The sequence below is a fragment of the Halomonas sp. SL18_1 genome, assembly GCF_055755715.1.
Genome location: NZ_JBVTRK010000001.1, coordinates 312,349 through 329,341 on the forward strand (window position 1 = coordinate 312,349; position 16,993 = coordinate 329,341).

General features: G+C 67.6%; 15 protein-coding genes, 1 tRNA gene and 4 pseudogenes. 10 read left to right on the forward strand and 10 right to left on the reverse strand.

Going from position 1 to position 16,993, the window contains the following annotated elements:
* Positions 1 to 180: 180 nt before the first annotated feature.
* The 5 genes from ACSJDS_RS01605 to ACSJDS_RS01625 all read right to left on the reverse strand — a co-directional run bounded on the left by ACSJDS_RS01605 (position 181) and on the right by ACSJDS_RS01625 (position 3,609).
* Positions 181 to 1,212, reverse strand: coding sequence for an Abi family protein (locus ACSJDS_RS01605; protein WP_473031843.1), 1,032 nt, complete (start codon positions 1,210 to 1,212; stop codon positions 181 to 183).
* A gap of 30 nt (positions 1,213 to 1,242) precedes the next feature.
* A complete protein-coding gene (locus ACSJDS_RS01610; RefSeq protein WP_473034946.1) occupies positions 1,243 to 1,398 on the reverse strand; it encodes a hypothetical protein in 156 nt (51 codons plus the stop codon).
* A gap of 65 nt (positions 1,399 to 1,463) precedes the next feature.
* Positions 1,464 to 1,540 (reverse strand) — tRNA-Arg (locus ACSJDS_RS01615).
* The gene (locus ACSJDS_RS01620; protein ID WP_473031844.1) at positions 1,531 to 2,793 is read right to left on the reverse strand and encodes a hypothetical protein; all 1,263 of its coding nucleotides are present in this window, start codon (positions 2,791 to 2,793) and stop codon (positions 1,531 to 1,533) included. The genes ACSJDS_RS01615 and ACSJDS_RS01620 overlap by 10 nt, the downstream gene beginning before the upstream one ends.
* A 36-nt stretch (positions 2,794 to 2,829) precedes the next feature.
* The gene (locus tag ACSJDS_RS01625) at positions 2,830 to 3,609 is read right to left on the reverse strand and encodes a hypothetical protein (RefSeq protein ID WP_473031845.1); all 780 of its coding nucleotides are present in this window, start codon (positions 3,607 to 3,609) and stop codon (positions 2,830 to 2,832) included.
* A gap of 453 nt (positions 3,610 to 4,062) precedes the next feature.
* On the opposite strand from ACSJDS_RS01625, the gene ACSJDS_RS01630 reads away from it, so the two are divergent.
* A complete protein-coding gene (locus tag ACSJDS_RS01630) occupies positions 4,063 to 4,956 on the forward strand; it encodes a c-type cytochrome (protein ID WP_473031846.1) in 894 nt (297 codons plus the stop codon).
* A gap of 130 nt (positions 4,957 to 5,086) precedes the next feature.
* Here ACSJDS_RS01630 and rep read toward each other — a convergent pair.
* The 4 genes and pseudogenes from rep to pyrE all read right to left on the reverse strand — a co-directional run bounded on the left by rep (position 5,087) and on the right by pyrE (position 9,023).
* Positions 5,087 to 7,155 (reverse strand): annotated as a pseudogene (rep, locus tag ACSJDS_RS01635) (DNA helicase Rep).
* Positions 7,152 to 7,642 (reverse strand): annotated as a pseudogene (trmL, locus tag ACSJDS_RS01640) (tRNA (uridine(34)/cytosine(34)/5-carboxymethylaminomethyluridine(34)-2'-O)-methyltransferase TrmL). Before trmL ends, rep begins: the two co-directional pseudogenes overlap by 4 nt.
* Before the next feature lie 87 nt (positions 7,643 to 7,729).
* Entirely contained in the window at positions 7,730 to 8,299 is a 570-nt protein-coding gene (locus ACSJDS_RS01645) for a YfaZ family outer membrane protein (RefSeq protein ID WP_473031847.1), read from the reverse strand.
* A 52-nt stretch (positions 8,300 to 8,351) separates the two neighbouring features.
* Positions 8,352 to 9,023: an orotate phosphoribosyltransferase gene (gene pyrE, locus ACSJDS_RS01650; RefSeq protein WP_473034947.1), complete on the reverse strand. Its 672-nt coding sequence runs from the start codon at positions 9,021 to 9,023 to the stop codon at positions 8,352 to 8,354.
* Between the two features lie 144 nt (positions 9,024 to 9,167).
* On the opposite strand from pyrE, the pseudogene ACSJDS_RS01655 reads away from it, so the two are divergent.
* Positions 9,168 to 9,936, forward strand: a pseudogene (locus tag ACSJDS_RS01655) (exodeoxyribonuclease III).
* A gap of 81 nt (positions 9,937 to 10,017) precedes the next feature.
* Here ACSJDS_RS01655 and rph read toward each other — a convergent pair.
* Positions 10,018 to 10,755 carry a ribonuclease PH gene (gene rph, locus ACSJDS_RS01660; protein ID WP_473031848.1) on the reverse strand — a complete coding sequence of 246 codons (738 nt, stop codon included), beginning with the start codon at positions 10,753 to 10,755 and terminating at the stop codon, positions 10,018 to 10,020.
* 171 nt (positions 10,756 to 10,926) lie between these two features.
* Between rph and ACSJDS_RS01665 the strand changes: the two genes are divergently transcribed.
* The 8 genes and pseudogenes from ACSJDS_RS01665 to thpR all read left to right on the forward strand — a co-directional run bounded on the left by ACSJDS_RS01665 (position 10,927) and on the right by thpR (position 16,988).
* Positions 10,927 to 11,808, forward strand: a complete 882-nt coding sequence (locus tag ACSJDS_RS01665) for a YicC/YloC family endoribonuclease (RefSeq protein ID WP_473031849.1) — start codon at positions 10,927 to 10,929, stop codon at positions 11,806 to 11,808.
* A 67-nt stretch (positions 11,809 to 11,875) separates the two neighbouring features.
* On the forward strand, positions 11,876 to 12,268 hold the full coding sequence (locus ACSJDS_RS01670) for a fluoride efflux transporter FluC (protein WP_473031850.1): 393 nt from the start codon (positions 11,876 to 11,878) through the stop codon (positions 12,266 to 12,268).
* Positions 12,265 to 12,654: a fluoride efflux transporter FluC gene (locus ACSJDS_RS01675; protein WP_473031851.1), complete on the forward strand. Its 390-nt coding sequence runs from the start codon at positions 12,265 to 12,267 to the stop codon at positions 12,652 to 12,654. Before ACSJDS_RS01670 ends, ACSJDS_RS01675 begins: the two co-directional genes overlap by 4 nt.
* A 130-nt stretch (positions 12,655 to 12,784) precedes the next feature.
* Complete coding sequence (gene gmk, locus ACSJDS_RS01680; RefSeq protein WP_473031852.1) at positions 12,785 to 13,399, forward strand: guanylate kinase; 615 nt, start codon at positions 12,785 to 12,787, stop codon at positions 13,397 to 13,399.
* Positions 13,400 to 13,557: 158 nt separating this feature from the next.
* On the forward strand, positions 13,558 to 13,818 hold the full coding sequence (gene rpoZ / locus ACSJDS_RS01685) for a DNA-directed RNA polymerase subunit omega (protein WP_473031853.1): 261 nt from the start codon (positions 13,558 to 13,560) through the stop codon (positions 13,816 to 13,818).
* A 21-nt stretch (positions 13,819 to 13,839) separates the two neighbouring features.
* Positions 13,840 to 15,974 (forward strand): annotated as a pseudogene (locus tag ACSJDS_RS01690) (RelA/SpoT family protein).
* A gap of 83 nt (positions 15,975 to 16,057) precedes the next feature.
* Positions 16,058 to 16,447, forward strand: a complete 390-nt coding sequence (locus ACSJDS_RS01695; protein WP_473031854.1) for a RidA family protein — start codon at positions 16,058 to 16,060, stop codon at positions 16,445 to 16,447.
* Between the two features lie 25 nt (positions 16,448 to 16,472).
* Positions 16,473 to 16,988: an RNA 2',3'-cyclic phosphodiesterase gene (gene thpR / locus ACSJDS_RS01700; protein WP_473031855.1), complete on the forward strand. Its 516-nt coding sequence runs from the start codon at positions 16,473 to 16,475 to the stop codon at positions 16,986 to 16,988.
* The last annotated feature ends 5 nt before the right edge of the window (positions 16,989 to 16,993 follow it).

Here is a 16,993-nt window from a genome sequence, read left to right on the forward strand (position 1 = left end):
GCGGTGGCTCGCCAGCGCTGTCCGCCAGCTTTCAGATGCCCTGTTCGATGGCCATAAACGTTTCCTTATGCTTAGGGGCTATATATCTCTTTTGCGGTAGCCCTCGGCGCTCTCTATAATGTGCCCCAACACGGCCCCGATCGGTGGATCCGCTCTGCGGTGAAGCTGCTGAGGGGTTTTTTAATGGCCGCTCGTTGGCTGCTCTGGCCATTCCCACTGCTCCCACCCTTCGATGACGCCCATGCCATGCAGATCGAGCCCGACATGGGCGAGGTCGGGAAACGCTTGCAGCAAGTGTTTGAGACGTTGCCACCAGCTTGAGCTGGGGTTGATGGTGGACAGCAGATGCTGGATCACGCACAGCAGGACGAAGACGCGCGCCAGCACGTGCTCATTTCCAGGCTGCCAGGCGCTCTCGAAGAGAGGCACGTCCCCACTGCCCGGTTTTCTGGGCTGATCCACCATGTTGCGGTTCCACAGCCGGCTATGGTGGGCGCAGACGTTGCGGAGGTAGTTGAGGCTGCGCAGCCAGGAGGCGAGCACTCGACCATCACGGATGCCGTAGCGGGCGGAAATCCGATCCTGGTCGTCCTGACGCATCCCGTCGTAGAGCGTGGAAAGCGTGCCGAAGTCCCACACTTCGCAGGCGATCCAGATGGGGAGAGGCAGCCCGTACTTCTCCTTGTTATGACGCATAAACTCTTCCTTGGAGCGGTTGATCATCAGTGCCTGCTTCTGCAGCCAGGCCTGGTGGTCGGTAATGCCGGTCTTTTGATTGACCTCTTCGGCGAAGGCTTCGAAGAGCTGGTCAGGCTCCAGGTAGGAGAAAGGGCCGTACTCCCCGAGGGTATGGGAGATATCGACCCGGAATGCCACCTCGATTCTCTCCAGGGCGTCCATCACCAGCAGTCGCAGCTGCTTGTCGAAGACATAGAGCGCGACGGCATCTCTGAAGGTGGCGCCAGGCGTGAAGTCATCCAGCGCGATACGTTCGACGCGGCCATTCCTGGCCTTCTTTCCCGCTCTCCGGCGGGGCCAGACACAGCAGAGCTCACTGCGCTGGCGAAAGGGAAACCAGTAGCCGCTCAGCCGGTAGTAGCCGATGCGCTGCAGGTAGTCGAGGGCCTTCTCATCGTCGCTGACGGTCAGCCCACGCGCCTTGAGGGTTTCCAGCTGGTCGCGGTAGCTGAGCCATGGTTTGTTGTATCGCACGCTTGGCCTCCCTGCTGTGGTCGACATCTCCTACGACACCGCCTGCTCCACCACCGCCTCGGCCAAGTGAGTACGGGTCTCGCCGGCCTCGCCGAGGCGGGCCTTGAGCTGGTCGCATAGGGCCATCAGTTCGTCGACCTTGTCGACGATACGCTGCTGCTCTTCTAGCGGAGGAACTGGAACGATGCAGCTTCTTAGCTAGAAGTCAAAAAGGGGCCCACGACGGTGTCGTAGGCCCCTTTTGGGATTCGTGGCGCGCCCGGCAGGATTTGAACCTGCGACCCTCGGCTTCGGAGGCCGATACTCTATCCAACTGAGCTACGGGCGCATGCCCCACGCTTGGCGTGAAGCGGCAATATCGTAACTGGCCAGGGCCCGGCTGTCCAGCCTGGCACTCGGCGAGCCCCGCCGCGGGCGGTTGCGGCACTCATGAGCCGCGGCCGAAGATCCGGTAGGCGTCGGGCACCTCGGCGTCGGTTTCCGCCTGGCCCATCGTCCGCTCCAGCCTGGCCACCAGGGTGGCGGCACTGGCGGATACCCGGGCCTCCAGGGCCTCGCCGACCTCCTCCCGGGCCCGCGCGACCTCGTCCAGCAGCTCCGCCTCCATGGCCGGGCGATAGCGCGTCTCCTCGGCCTTGAGCAGCGCGTACTCGGTGCCGGCGAAGCTGGCCAGCGAGACCGCCACCGCGGCCGTGCCCGCCACCAGGGCTCCGGGCCCCGTGGGTGCGGCCGCCGCCCCGGCGGTGGCACCGGTGACCAGGGAGCGTGAGGCCTGGCTACCCAGGCGAGCGGCGACCCGCCCAGGGCGACCCTGGCGCTCTGGGCGGCGGCCCCGGCGGCGAACCGCTGGGCCAGGGCGCGACCGGCCACCAGGCCCAGCGCCCCGCCGGTACCTGCCGTGCTCCAGCGCAGCCGATCCAGGCTATCGTGCAGGGCCTCGTCGAAAACCAGCCCCAGGTCGATGACAGGGCCGGGCTCGGCGGTGGACGCGGTGGCCTGTCGTCCGACATAGCGGGCATGCAGGCGCTGCTCCAGCGCCGCGACCTGCTCCCGCTGGGCCTGCGCCAGCCGTGTTGCGAAGTCGGCCTGGAGCGCGACCAGCGACGCCTCGATCCCGCTCTGCTCGACAAGGTGGCGGTGCAGCCGGGCCTCGAGCCAGTCGTCGAGATCGCCGGCGATCGCCATGCCCAGCCGCAGGTAGCTGCCGCGCAGCGAGAAGTACCAGTCGAAGTAGGCGGGCACGGCCTCCTCCAGGGGGGCGAAGGCCGCCGTCAGCCGCGGCGCCAGCCAGGGCGCCAGCTCCTGCTGCAGGCTGGCATCGAACTCGGCGGCGAAGCCGGCCAGGTCGCGGTTGAAGGCCGCGTGGGCATCGGCATCCAGGATCAGGGATTCACCGCCCACCACCACCCGAAACAGCGGCGCCTCGCTCTCCGAGGGCAGCAGCCGACGCCCCTGATCGAGGGCCAGCAACAGCAGGCCGACCATCAGCAGCGACAGCCCCCAGCGGCGCCAGCCGGCGAAGCGCCAGCGCCCCGTGCCGGCGGTGGTGCCCGGCGTGGCCCCCTTGACGATCGATGGCATGGCAACCCCTCCGTTCCGCGTGGCGCGCCTCCCCCGCTATGGCGGCGGCCGGCCGGTCGCCGGCCCCGCCCCGGCGGCAAGCCGGTCGGCGCCCACCAGCAGGCGCACATAGGCCCAGGCGAAGGCGCTCTGGGTCAACAGCAGCAGCACCCAGCCCAGCAGCACCAGCCCCTCGCCCAGCGCCGGGTGCTCCGCGGCGTTCTGCATGGCCCAGTACTGGGTCAGGGTCACGGCCTCGGCAAGCCGCTCGCCGAGTGCCAGCAGGCTGTCACCACCGCTCGGCACGTGACGAATCAGCGCCTGCTCCCAGCCCAGCCCGACCAGGTAGGGCTGCGGACGCCACAGCGCCTGGCCGACCAGCGCCAGGGTCACCAGGCTCGCCGTCGGCCACACCACCAGCCGGCGCGTCACCGCCGGCAGGTAAGCGGCGATGACATGGCGCCCCAGGCGGCGGCACAGCAGGTGTCGTAGCGCCACCATCCCCAACGCACCGGCCAGCAGCGGCGCCCAATAGACCGGTGGCAGCAGGCGGAGTTTCACCACCAGCAGCAGCGCCAGCCCGGCCCCCAGCAGCTGATGGCGGATCAGCATCAGCAGCCCGCCGCGCAGCCAGCCATGCCAGGGAGAGTCGTCGCGCAGATACTGGCCGAGCCAGGCCCGGCGCCTCAGCCGCGCCGCCTCGAGGCTGCCGGTGGCGATCAGCAGGGCCGCAACTCCCCAGACCGGCAGGAACAGCAGGCCGGCCGCGTCCTGGCCCAGCAGCGACCAGGCCAGCAGCGCGCATACCGCAAGCCCCAGGTGGCCATGCCGACGCACGCCGCCCCACCGGCTGCCTGGAAGAAGCCGAGGCATGGCCGGCCTCAGCCGCCTGCCGGGCGCGGCGAATCACCGGCCCCGTCATCACCGGGCCGTCGATCATCTGCGCCAGCGCAACGCCGAGACAGGGCAGCGGCGTGACAGGGTCGGGCATCGGGGAGGGGGAAATCGTTCACGCCAGTCGCCTCGTCGTTGCGTCATGCCGGGGTTATGTCCGACTCACGATACCCCGCCGCCGACAGCACCTGCCAGCGGGCGCGCCAACGGCCGCCCGGGTGTGCCACAATATCGCTTCGATGCCAAAGGCGTAGGCAGCGGCGTTTTCCAGCGGTTTGGGTTGTCGGTATACTGGGGCGCACTGTGCGCATCATGGCATCCCTCGGCTGTCGCGATGCCGACGATGACGTCGCCACGAACAGAATTCGATTACAGGACCGTCAAGAGGTGGTGAGAGTGAAATCCAGCAAGCTGATCATGGGGTGCCTGGCCACCCTGGGCCTGACGACGGGCGCCTCGTCCGCGCTGGCCGATGTGGACCGCGATGCCATTGCCGAGCGCCTGAAGCCGGCCGGCCAACTGTGCCTGCAGGGCGAAGACTGCGGCACCGCCGCCGCTCCGGCCAATGGCAATGACGTCGCCGACGCCAACGGCATCGACGGCGGCGAGATCTACAACCGGGTGTGCATGGCCTGCCACGAGACCGGCGCCGCCGGTGCCCCGGTGCGCGGCAACGAGGGGCAATGGGCCGACCGCCTCGACAAGGGTTGGGACGAGCTGCTGGCCAACTCCATCAACGGGATCGGCGCCATGCCGGCCCGCGGCGGCAATCCCAACCTCTCCGACGAGGAAGTCGCCGCCTCCACCGCCTACCTGCTCGAGCCGGTGATGGACGTGCCGGATGTCGCCGAGGACGAGGCCCCGGCGGAGGAAGCCCCTGCCGAGGAGGCGCCCGCGGCTGACGAAGAGGCGGTGACCGAAGAGGGCGCGCTGGAAGAGGAAGCCGAAGCCGCCGCCGTGGCAGCCGATGAAGCGGTCGAGGACGAAGCCGTGGAAGCGGCCGCGACCGAAGAGGCCGCCGTGGACGATGACGAGCCGGCATGGGCCGGTATCGACGGCGAGGCCATCTACAACCAAGCGTGCATGGCCTGTCACATGACCGGTGCCGCCGGCGCCCCGATTCGTGGCAACGACGACCACTGGGCCGAGCGCATGGAGAAGGGCATGGAGACCCTCTACGAGAACTCCATCACCGGCATCGGCGCCATGCCGCCCAAGGGCGGCCACGCCAACCTCTCCGATGACGAGGTGCGTGCCGCCACCGACTATCTGGTCGAGCCGACTCGCTAAATCGAGAGTCGCAGCAAGACGAACGGGGCGCCTGAGGGCGCCCCGTTTTGCATGGGTCGCAACGGCCTTGCGTTTGAGCCTTCACAGGGCCCTGCGCTGCATGGAGCGCCCTCAGCCCAATAAAGAGCCCTCAGCCTAACAGCGAGCGCAGCCCGGCGATGGCATCCTGGCCGCGGGCCTGCTTCTTCTCGGGGTCCTCGCGGTCCGGCCGCCCCTCCCACTCCAGGTCGTCGCCCGGCAGCTCGTCGAGAAAACGGCTCGGCGCGCAGTCCATCAGCTCACCGAAGGCCTTGCGCTGGCGGGCCAGAGTCAGGGTCAGGGTGCGCCGCGCGCGGGTGATGCCCACATAGGCCAGGCGGCGCTCCTCCTCCACGGTGCCGACCTCGATGGCGTTGCGGTGGGGCAACAGCTCCTCTTCCAGGCCCATCAGGTAGACATGGGGAACTCCAGCCCCTTGGAGGCATGCATGGTCAACAGCTGCACCTTGTCGGTGTCGTCCTCCTCGGCCTGCTGCTCGAGGATGTCGCGTAATACCAGCCGGGAGATCGCCGCTTCCACGTCGTCGGTCTCGCCCGCCTCGGCGGCCGCATCGTCCTCGGGCTCACGGTTCATGGACTTCTCCAGCTGATCGATCAGGGTCCAGACGTTGGCCATGCGCCGCTCGGCGATGGTCGGCGCGCTGGCGTTCTGGTAGAGCCAGGCCTCGTAGTCCATCTCGCGCAGCATGTCGCGAATGGCGGCGATGGCGTCACCGCCGTCCATGCGCCGCCGCACTCCGTCGATAAAGTGGGTAAAGCGGCCCAGCCGCTCCACGGCCCGGGTCGGCAGCTGCTCGGCCAGGCCCAGCTCGTGGCAGGCGGCGAACAGCGAGATGCCGCGACCGGTGGTCTGGCCGTTGGCATAGTTGGCGAGCTTCTCCAGGGTACCGGGGCCGATCTCCCGGCGCGGCACGTTGACGATGCGCAAGAAGGCGTTGTCGTCGGCGGGATTGATCAGCAGGCGCAGGTAGGCCATGGCGTCCTTGATCTCGTTGCGCGAGAAGAAGGAAGTGCCGCCGGAGAGCTTGTAGGGGATCTGGTAGTGCTGGAGTTTCAGCTCCAGCAGCCGGGCCTGGAAGTTGCCGCGGTAAAGTACCGCGAAGTCGCGCCACTCGGCCCGCTCCTTGATCCGCCGCGTCAGGATCTCGCTGGCCACCCGTTCGGCCTCGGCCTCCTCATGGCGGTTGACTACCACGCGGATCGGCGCCCCCTGGCCCATCTCCGACCACAGGGTCTTCTCGTAGACGTGGGGGTTGTTGGCAATCAAGGTATTGGCAGCGCGCAGGATGGTGCCGGTGGAGCGGTAGTTCTGCTCCAGCTTGATGACCCTGAGCCGCGGAAAATCCTCGCCCAGGGTGACCAGGTTCTCGGGACGCGCGCCGCGCCAGGCGTAGATCGACTGGTCGTCGTCGCCCACCACGGTGAAGGTGGCACGCTCGCCCATCAGCAGCTTGACCAGCAGGTACTGGGAGACGTTGGTGTCCTGATACTCGTCCACCAGCATGTAGTGGATCTTGCGACGCCAGCGCATCAGCGCCTCCGGGTCGTCGCGCAGCAGCACCACCGGCAGCAGGATCAGGTCGTCGAAGTCCACCGCATTGTAGGCCTTGAGGTGGCGCACATAGGCCTCGTAGACCCGGGCGGCATAGTGCTCGTCATCGCTGCCGGCGTGAGACAGTGCCTGGCCCGGCAGCACCAGATCGTTCTTCCACGCCGAGATCTGCTGCTGGACGGCGTTGATCTGCTCGGCGTCGACCTGGGCGTCCTTGTTCATCAGGTCGCGCAGCAGCGCCTTGGCGTCCTCGGGGTCGAACAGCGAGAAGCCGGGCTTGTAACCGAGCGCCTTGAGCTCGCCGCGGATGATATTGAGCCCCAGGGTGTGGAAGGTGGAGACGGTCAGCCCGTGGCCCTGCTTGCCCTTGAGCATCTCCCCCACCCGCTCCTTCATCTCCCGCGCCGCCTTGTTGGTAAAGGTCACCGCGGCGATGCGCCGGGCGCTCATCCCGCACTCCTGCACCAGGTAGGCGATCTTGGTGGTGATCACGCTGGTCTTTCCCGACCCCGCGCCGGCCAGCACCAGGCAGGGGCCGTCGATATAGCGCACCGCCTCCTGCTGGCGGGGGTTGAGCCGGGCGATGCGGCTGGCAATGGTCGGGGTCATCGGGGCTTCCTCGGCAGATCCACCTGTGCGGCGCCGGCATAGCCCAGCTGCCGCCAGGCCTCGAAGACGATCACCGCACAGGCATTGGAAAGATTGAGACTGCGGCTCTCGGCCAGCATGGGGATGCGCAGGCGCTGTCCTTCGGGCAGGGCATCGAGCAGCGCCTGGGGCAGCCCGCGGGTCTCGGGACCGAACAGCAGCACGTCGCCCTCGCGATAGGCCGGCTCATGATACCCGGTGCGCCCGCGGGTGGACACGGCGAAGACGCGCCCGGGCTTCACCGCCTCGAGGAAGGCCGGCCAGTCGCGGTGCACGCGCAGCGCCGACCACTCGTGGTAGTCGAGCCCGGCGCGGCGCAGCCGCTTGTCGTCCAGCACGAAGCCCAGCGGCTCGATCAGGTGCAGGCGAAAGCCGGTATTGGCACACAGCCGGATCAGGTTGCCGGTGTTGGGGGAATCTCGGGCTGGTAGAGAACGACATCAAGCATGGCGGTTCCGATAGAAGGCCCGGTGAAACGCAGGCGGGCCCCGTGACGGGGCCCGCGATCCTCGGCGACAGGTGACGCCGAAGCGGCTCAGAAACGCAGGCGCACGCCGACCTGAGCGCCGCGATCCAGGGTGCGGGTGCCGCGGTCGCGATCGAAGTCGGCGCCCAGCTGGCGCAGACCGACATAGCCGTCGACGTTGGGGGCGAAAGCGTAGCGGGCACGCACGCCGACCTCGTAGCCGTCGTCCAGGTCGCGGCTGGCGGCCACGCCAGGGGTGTAGAAACCGTAGCCGCCCAGCGAGACCTCCGGCATCTGCGGCAGGTAGACATAGCCGTAGCCGCCCAGGCCCAGGCCGCCGCCCTTGCCATAGTCGGTGTCATACTGGGTCCAGCGCGCGCCGATGCCGATGTCGCGCTCGCGGCTGTGCTGCACGCCCATCAGTTGGGCATGAAAAACGGTGGCATCGCGCCGATATTCGCTGTGTAGCACCCCGCCGCCCAGGGTGATGCCCTGGGTCACTTCGCCCTGGGCCTCGAACTGCACCGCGTGGGGCCCCAGGTTGAGCTCCAGGCTGCCGACGGCCTGGGCGGCGCCGGCGCTGAGCAGTGCCACGCCGGCCAGGGTCACCGTGCCAAGGGATCGTGTCAAAACGTTCATCAAAGGCTCCTTATGATACGCAGGGACTGCGCCATTCTCCTTGCCCGCTCCGTTAGCCCGCCGCGACCCCGTAGCGGTCGCGGTAGGCGCGAATGGCCGGGGCGTGCCCGGCCAGCCACTCGTCGCCGGCCTCTTCGAGGTAGGCGAGCACCATGTCCAGGGTGACGATGCTGACCACCGGCATGCCATAGCGGGACTCCACTTCCTGGATGGCACTCTGGCCATTCGCGTCCGCTTCGCCCGCGCCCCGCTCCTGACGATCCAGGGCGATCACCACCCCGGCCGCCTCGGCACCGGCGGCATCGATCAGCGTCATCACCTCGCGAATGGCGGTGCCGGCGGTGATCACGTCGTCGATGATCAGGATGCGTCCCGCCAGCTCGGCGCCGACGATATTGCCGCCCTCGCCGTGGTCCTTGGCCTCCTTGCGGTTGAAGGCAAAAGGCAGGTCGCGATGGTGATGATCGGCGAGCGCCACGGCCGCGGTGGAGGCCAGGGGAATGCCCTTGTAGGCCGGGCCGAACAGCACGTCGACCTCCAGGCCGCTGTCGACGATGGCGCTGGCATAGAAGCGGCCCAGCCGAGCCAGAGCGCCGCCGGTGCGGAACAGGCCGGCGTTGAAGAAGTAGGGGCTCACACGCCCTGACTTGAGGGTGAACTCGCCGAAGCTCAGCACGCCCTGCTCGATGGCAAATTCGATGAACTCTCGCTGGTAGGCTTGCATACTGACCGCCACGGCGTTTCCCCTCGCTTTTGCTACCCCTGATACCGCCAGTGCAATGGCCCTATCACGTTTATCGAAACGGGCCATTTACCCAAACGTCGAAACGTCGGGTATCATACACGCGCGACGTTAAAGGGACCATGTATGAAAATCGCTACCATCAATGTCAATGGAATCCGCGAGGCTGTCGGCCGCGGCTTTCTCGACTGGCTGGCCAACCAGGACGCCGACGTGGTCTGCGTCCAGAACCTCAAGGCCAAGAGCTTCGAGCTCGACGACAGCATCCTCTATCCGGAGGGCTACGAGGGCTACTTCCTCGACGCCGAGCAGGACGGCTTCTCCGGGGTGGGGCTCTGACTGCCGCAAGATCCCCAAGGCCATCATGTACGGCCTGGGCTTTCCCCAGTGCGACCATGAGGCGCGCTTCCTTCAGGCCGACTACGACCGCTTCAGCATCGTCAGCTTCCTGATGCCCGACGGCAGCGACTACGCCGCCAAGCAGACCTTCATGGCGCAGTATCAGGAATACCTGACCAAGATGGCCCGCAAGCGGCGCGAGTACATCATCTGCGGCACCTGGCACATCGCCCACAAGACCATCGACCTGGCCAACTGGGCCGATAACCAGACCACACCCGGCTTCAAGCCCGAGGAGCGCGCCTGGATGGATCAGGTGTTCGGCCCTACCGGCTTTATCGATACCTTCCGCGAGATCAACCGCGACGCCGGCGAGTACACCTGGTGGCCCGAACTGGATCAGGACGTGCCGCGGTCGCGCCAGGACGGCTGGCGCATCGACTACCAGATCGTCGGCCCCAACTTCCGCCGCCACGTGGTCGACGCCTGGATCGACTACGACGCCACCTTCTCGGAGTTCGCGCCGCTGATCGTCGAGTATGACCTGACGCTCTGAGCCCGCTCCCTTCGTCGCCGCTCCGGCCCCGGCCGGAAGGCATTGCGCCGGCCTTGATAGGCCGGCGCAATGCGTTTCTGTTTAGCGGCGAATGCCCAGCGCTTCGCGCTGATGGTCGAACAGCTCGGCCCCGGCCTTTTCCGCCAGGTCGAGCATGGCGTCGAGCTCGCCGCGCGAGAAGGTGCCCGCCTCGGCGGTGCCCTGCACCTCGATCAGCCCGCCCGGCTCGGCCATCACCACGTTCATGTCGGTGTGGGCACCGCTGTCTTCGGGATAGTCCAGATCGACCACCGGCACGCCCTTGAAGATGCCCACCGACACCGAGCTGATCAGCTGCACGAAGGGGTCGCCCTTGATCAGCTTCTCGCGCTGCAGGTAGCGAAGGGCGTCAATCAGCGCCACGCAGCCGCCGGTGATGGCGGCGGTGCGGGTGCCGCCGTCGGCCTGAATGACATCGCAATCCACGGTGATGGTGAATTCGCCGAGCTTTTTGAGATTCACCGCCGCGCGCAGCGAGCGACCGATCAGCCGCTGGATCTCCAGGGTCCGCCCGCCCTGCTTGCCGCGGCTCGCCTCGCGGCCGCCGCGGGTATGGGTGGCGCGCGGCAGCATGCCGTACTCGGCGGTGACCCAGCCCTGCTTCTTGCCGCGCAGCCAGCGCGGCACACCGGCTTCCACGCTGGCATTGCACAGCACCCGAGTGTCGCCGAACTCCACCAGCACCGAGCCCTCGGCATGGCGGGTGTAGTCGCGGGTCAGGCGAATCTCGCGGGGCTGGTCGGGCCGGCGGCCGCTGGGGCGCTTGAGGTCGGAAGCCATGTGTCCTCTCTGAATCGGTGAGACGTGAGGTGCCGGGCGCACGGCGCCTGGGCACAGCGGCGCCCCGGCAACGGAGTGGTCGCCATTCTACACGTTCGGCCCACCGAATCGGTTACACTGCGCCCCCTGACCTATCGATGGGCCGTCGTTCGACACGCAAGGGGAATCGCCATGGCTGAGCAGAGCACCCGGGTACACAGCATGACCGCCTTCGCCCGCCAGACCCGCGAGGCCGAATGGGGCAGCCTGCAGCTGGAGCTGCGCTCGGTGAACCAGCGCTATCTCGAGCCGCACTTCCGCCTGCCCGAGGCGCTGCGCGACCTGGAGCCGGCCTTTCGCGAGGCGCTGCGCTCGCGTCTCGCCCGCGGCAAGGTAGAGTGCAACCTGCGCTTCGAGCCGGCCAGCGCCAACGAGACGCTCACAATCAACCGGGAACGCCTCACCGCCCTGGCGGCCGCCCTGGGGGACGTCCGCCAGGCCCTGCCCCAGGCGCCCATGCCCGATGCCCTGGCGCTACTCGACCACCCCGGCGTGCTGGAGAGCGAAGCCCTCGACCTGGACGCCGTCAAGGCCGAGGCCGCCGCACTCTTCCGGGCCACCCTGGGCGAGCTGATCGACGCCCGGGCGCGGGAGGGCGACAAGCTCGCCGCGCTGATCCGCGACCGCCTGGCCGGCATTCGCGAGCAGGTCGCCGAGGTGCGCCGGCTGATGCCGCTGATCCTGGAGCACCAGCGCAGCCAGCTGCTCGAGCGCCTGGAAGCGGTCCAAGCCGAGCTCGACCCCCAGCGCCTGGAGGCCGAGCTGGTGCTGCTGGCCCAGAAGGCCGACGTCGACGAGGAGCTCGACCGCCTGGAGACCCACGTCGCCGAGGTCGAGCGCCAGCTGGGCCAGAAAGGCCCCATGGGCCGGCGCCTGGACTTCTTGATGCAGGAGCTCAACCGCGAGGCCAACACCCTCTCCTCGAAGTCGGTGGTGGCCAACACCACCCGCTGCGCGGTGGAGCTCAAGGTGCTGATCGAGCAGATGCGCGAGCAGATCCAGAATATCGAGTGAATCGAGTCGCGCTGCCCCAGCCGATACCGGAGAGTCTTGCTAACGAGCCATCGAGAGGAAGCACGCCATGGGAGTCGAAGCATCCAGCCTGCTGCTGGTGGCCGTGGGAGGGGCGCTGGGCGGGATGGGGCGATTGGCCGTGACCCAACTGTTCGCCCACTGGCTCGGCGTGCGCTTTCCCTGGGGCACCCTGGCGGTCAACCTGACCGGGGCCCTGCTGGCGGGCTGGCTCGCCGCGCGACTGGGCATCCCCACCACCATCGAGTTCTCCTCCGCCTGGCTGGCGCTGGTGGTGGGCCTGCTCGGCGGCTACACCACCGTCTCCTCTTTCAGCCTGCAGACCCTCGGCCTGTGGCAGGGCGGCCATCCACGCCGCTCCCTGGGCAACGTCCTGGCGACCTGCCTGGCGGGCCTGGCGATGGCGAGCCTGGGCTGGTGGCTGGGAGGAAGCAGCCTATGACCCGCTGGTACCCCTATCTGGCCATCGGCCTGGGCAGCGCCCTTGGCAGCGTATTGCGCTACCTGGTGTCGGTGGGCTCGCTGTCGGCCTTCGGCCCGCTGTTCCCCTGGGGCACGCTGATCGTCAACGTCGTCGGCTCCTGGCTGATCGCCTGGCTGGCCACCCTCGGGAGCCGCCATACCCAGGGCCGCGTGGCGCGCTGGCAGCCCTTTCTCGTGGCCGGCTTCTGCGGCGGTTTCACCACCTTCTCGCTGTTCAGCCTCGAGATTCTGTATCTGATCACCATCGAACGGCCATGGCTGGCGCTGCTGTATGGCGGGCTCAGCCTGCCGCTGTGGCTTGCCGCGGCCTGGCATGGACAGAAAGTGGCCCGGGCGAGCGGATGAGCCGCGACGGATGACGGCAGGGGCCCGACGAAGGGCGCAAACACCCTGCAGCGGGCGGTGAATTCGTGCGATACTCCGCCTTTTCCTGCAGTCGCTCCAACACTCGTCGCCACATCAGGGACGCATGCTCATGTCTGAAGGTACGCTTTTCATCATTTCCGCTCCCTCCGGCGCCGGCAAGACCTCCCTGGTGCGTGAGCTGGTCGAAAGCCTCGACGGGATTCAGGTCTCGGTGTCGCACACTACCCGCGCTCGCCGCCAAGGCGAGGTAGATGGCGTCAACTACCACTTCGTCGACGTGGCAACCTTCGAGGCGATGATCGAACGCGGCGAGTTCTTCGAGCATGCCCGGGTGTTCGACAACTACTACGGTACCTCGCGACCGGCGGTGGAGAAGATGCTGGCCGCCGGCCAGGACGTGATCCTGGAGATCGACTGGCAGGGGGCACGCCAGGTGCGTCAGCAGATGCCCGATGCCGTCTCGATTTTCATCCTGCCGCCCTCCCGCGAGGAGCTGGAACGCCGCCTGGCCAGCCGCGGCACCGACGAACACGCCACCATTGCCCGGCGCATGCGCGATGCGGTCAGCGAGATGTCGCATCACGACGAATACGACTACCTGGTGATCAACGACGACTTCACCACCGCCCTGCGCGAGCTGCAGTCGCTGGTCATCAGCCGCCGCCTGACGCTGGCCCGCGTCAAAGAGGGCCACGCCCCGCTGCTGGCGGCGCTGCTATCCTGACCCGAGCGCAAGCAGGCCGACAGCTCTGCGGCGAGCGACGCAAGGGCCTACCCGTGCTTGTCACAGCCGCCGGGCGTCGAGTAACCTAGACTATCCCGCACTATTCTCGGCGTCGTCGGCCGCAGCTGGCGACGCCCTCAGCTTTCAGGAAGACCCACATGGCGCGAGTCACCGTCGAAGATTGTCTCGAAAACGTCGAAAATCGTTTCCAGCTGGTGATGATCTCCACCCAGCGCGCCCGCCAGCTGGCGCGCGGCTCCCGCGATGCCCAGCTGCCGTGGGAGAACGACAAGCCCACCGTGATGGCCCTGCGCGAGATCGCCGCCGGCCTGGTCGACGACAGCGTACTGGATGAGCCCATCGAAGCGCCGGTCAGGATTCGCCACGAAGGCGAGCCGGGTATCGCCCTCGAGGAGTAAGTCAGCATTCGAGGCGCGCTAATGTTCACCATCGACGACCTGGCCGACCGACTCGGCGGCTATCTTCCCCGGACGAGATCCAGCAGGTCAAGCGCGCCTTCTACTACGCCGAGCAGGCCCACGATGGCCAGCGGCGGCGCTCCGGCGAGCCCTACGTCACCCACCCCCTCGCCGTGGCCAATATCCTGGCCAACATGCACATGGACCATCAGAGCCTGATGGCCGCCATGCTGCACGATGTGATCGAGGATACCGGCGTCTCCAAGGAGGCGCTCGGCGAGCAGTTCGGGAAGCCGGTGGCGGAACTGGTCGACGGGGTCTCCAAGCTGACCCAGATCACCTTCGAGGACAAGGCGGTCGCCCAGGCCGAAAACTTCCAGAAGATGGTGCTGGCGATGTCCCGGGACATCCGGGTGATCATCGTCAAGCTCGCCGACCGGCTGCACAACATGCGCACCCTGGGCGCGCTGCGCCCGGAGAAGAAGCGCCGCATCGCCCGCGAGACCCTGGAGATCTACGCCCGTATCGCCAGCCGGCTGGGTATCAACACCATTCGTGTCGAACTCGAAGACCTCTCCTTCCAGGCCCTGCACCCGATGCGCGCCGAGCGCATCAAGCGCGCGGTCTCCAGCGCCCGTGGCCATCGCCGCTCGGCGATCCGCCAGGTGCAGAACACCCTGCAGCAGAGCCTCGACGACGAGGGACTCGCCGGCACCGTGGTGGGGCGCCAGAAGCACCTGCTGTCGATCTACAAGAAGATGCGCGACCAGCGCAAGCCGTTCGCCGAGATCATGGACGTGTTCGGCTTTCGTATCGTCACCGAGGACGTCGACAGCTGCTACCGGATCCTCGGCGTGGTGCATAACCTCTACAAGCCGGTGCCGGGACGCTTCAAGGACTATATCGCCATTCCCAAGGCCAACGGCTACCAGAGCCTGCACACCACCCTGTTCGGCGCCGGCGGCATGCCCATCGAGGTGCAGATCCGTACCCGCGAGATGGAGGCCATGGCCAACAACGGCATCGCCGCCCACTGGCTCTACAAGGCGGGCCAGACCGATCACCCCATCGCCGAGGGCAGCCACGCCCGGGCCCGGGCCTGGGTCAAGGGGCTGCTGGAGATGCAGCGCCATGCCGGGGACTCGCTGGAGTTCATCGAGCACGTCAAGAACGATCTCTTCCCCGACGATATCTACGTCTTCACGCCCCGCGGCGACATCATGGAACTGCCCCAGGGCGCCACGGTGATCGACTTCGCCTACAGCGTGCACACCGATATCGGCAACAGCTGCATCGCCTGTCGCATCGACCGCCACCTGGCCCCGCTCTCCACCCGCCTGGAGAGCGGTCAAACCCTGGAGATCATCACCGCCCCGGGAGCCCGCCCCAACCTGGCCTGGCTCAACTTCGTGGTGACCGCCAAGGCGCGTTCGGCGATTCGTCATGCGCTGAAGCACCAGCAGCACACCGAGGCGGTGCAGCTGGGCCATCGCCTGCTCAACAAGGCGCTGGCCGAGTTCGAGACCAGCCTGGAGGAGCTACCCGACGGCCTGCTGCCGCGGCTGCTCAAGGAGCTGTCGCTGAAGAACGAGGATGCCCTGCTGGAGTCCATCGGACTCGGCACCCGGGTGGCCTACGTGGTGGCCCGCCGCCTGATCGACCTGCTGCACGGCAGCGAGGACGACACCCGCCGCCAGGCCACTAGGTCCCAAGGTCCCATCGTGATCAGTGGCGCCGAGGGCATGGTGATCAAATTCGCCCGCTGCTGCCATCCGCTGCCCGGCGACCCGGTCATCGGCCACCTCTCGGTGGGCAAGGGCATCGTGGTGCACCGCGACGAGTGCCGCAACCTCGACGAGCTGAAGAGCGACCCGGACAAGCTGTTCCCGCTGGAGTGGTCCGAGGACAATAGCGAGGACTTCCCGGTGGCGCTGCGTCTCGAGATCGAGAGTCGCCGCGGCCTGGTGGCCGAGCTGGCCGGCCTGGTCACCGATGCCGATGCCAATATCGAGCGCATCGGCATCGAAGAGCGCGACGCCCGCCTGGCTATCGTCCACCTGACCCTAGCGGTGCGCAACCGCGTGCACCTGGCGCGCATCATCAAGCGTATTCGCAACCTGTCCCACGTCGGCAAGATCAGTCGCGTCGGCAATTGATTCCCCTCGAGCCCGCCCGCTGTCGCCGGCAGCGGGCGGGCGTATCGATTGACCCTGTAGCGCTAACGCCGCAAGGAGCCATCATGAGCAACAAGGCCGTGATCAACACCGAGAAGGCGCCCGCCGCCATCGGCCCCTACTCCCAGGCCATCAAGGCCGGCAACACCGTCTACCTTTCGGGCCAGATCCCCCTGGATCCGACCACCATGGAGCTCGTCTCCGAGGACATCGAGGCCCAGGCCCGCCAGGTGTTCACCAACCTCCAGGCCGTCTGCGAGGAGGCCGCCGGTTCGCTGGGCGAAATCGTCAAGCTCAACCTCTACCTGGTGGACCTGGACAACTTCGCCGCCGTCAACAAGGTGATGGAGGAGTTCTTCGCCAAGCCCTACCCGGCCCGCGCCGCGGTGGGCGTGAAGGCGCTGCCCAAGGGGGCGCAGTTCGAGGCGGAGGCAGTAATGGTCATCGGCGACTAGAAGAGGCGGATTCTGGGGTATCACGATGAGGCTCTTTCTGGCGCTGATGCCGCCGCCGGCGCTGCGCGAGCGGCTGGGGGAGCTGGCCGATGTCGCCCAGGCCCGCTGCGGCGGGCGGCGCATGCCCGACGAGGGCCTGCACCTGACCCTGGCCTTTCTCGGCGAGGTGGAGGAGGCCAAGACCGGCGAGCTGATCGACTGGGTTAGCGGCCTGGCCGCTCCCCCGGGGTGCTGGCGGCTCGATGCCTGGGGCCATTTCCGCCGACCGGGAATCGTCTGGGTCGGGAGCGAGGCAAAGGATCCGCCGCTGCAGGCCCTGCACCGGCAGCTGTGGCACGACCTGACAGGGCTCGGCCATGGCGACCCGCCAGCGCGCTTCGTCCCCCACGTCACCCTGCTGCGACGCGCCAGGCGATTCGACAGCGAGCGGCTGCCGGACATTCGCCTGGAATGGGCCTATCATCAGATTGAGCTGATTCACTCAATCGTCGATCAGCACGGCGCCCGCTATGCCAGCCTGGCTCGCTCGCGCGGGAGCTGAAACGC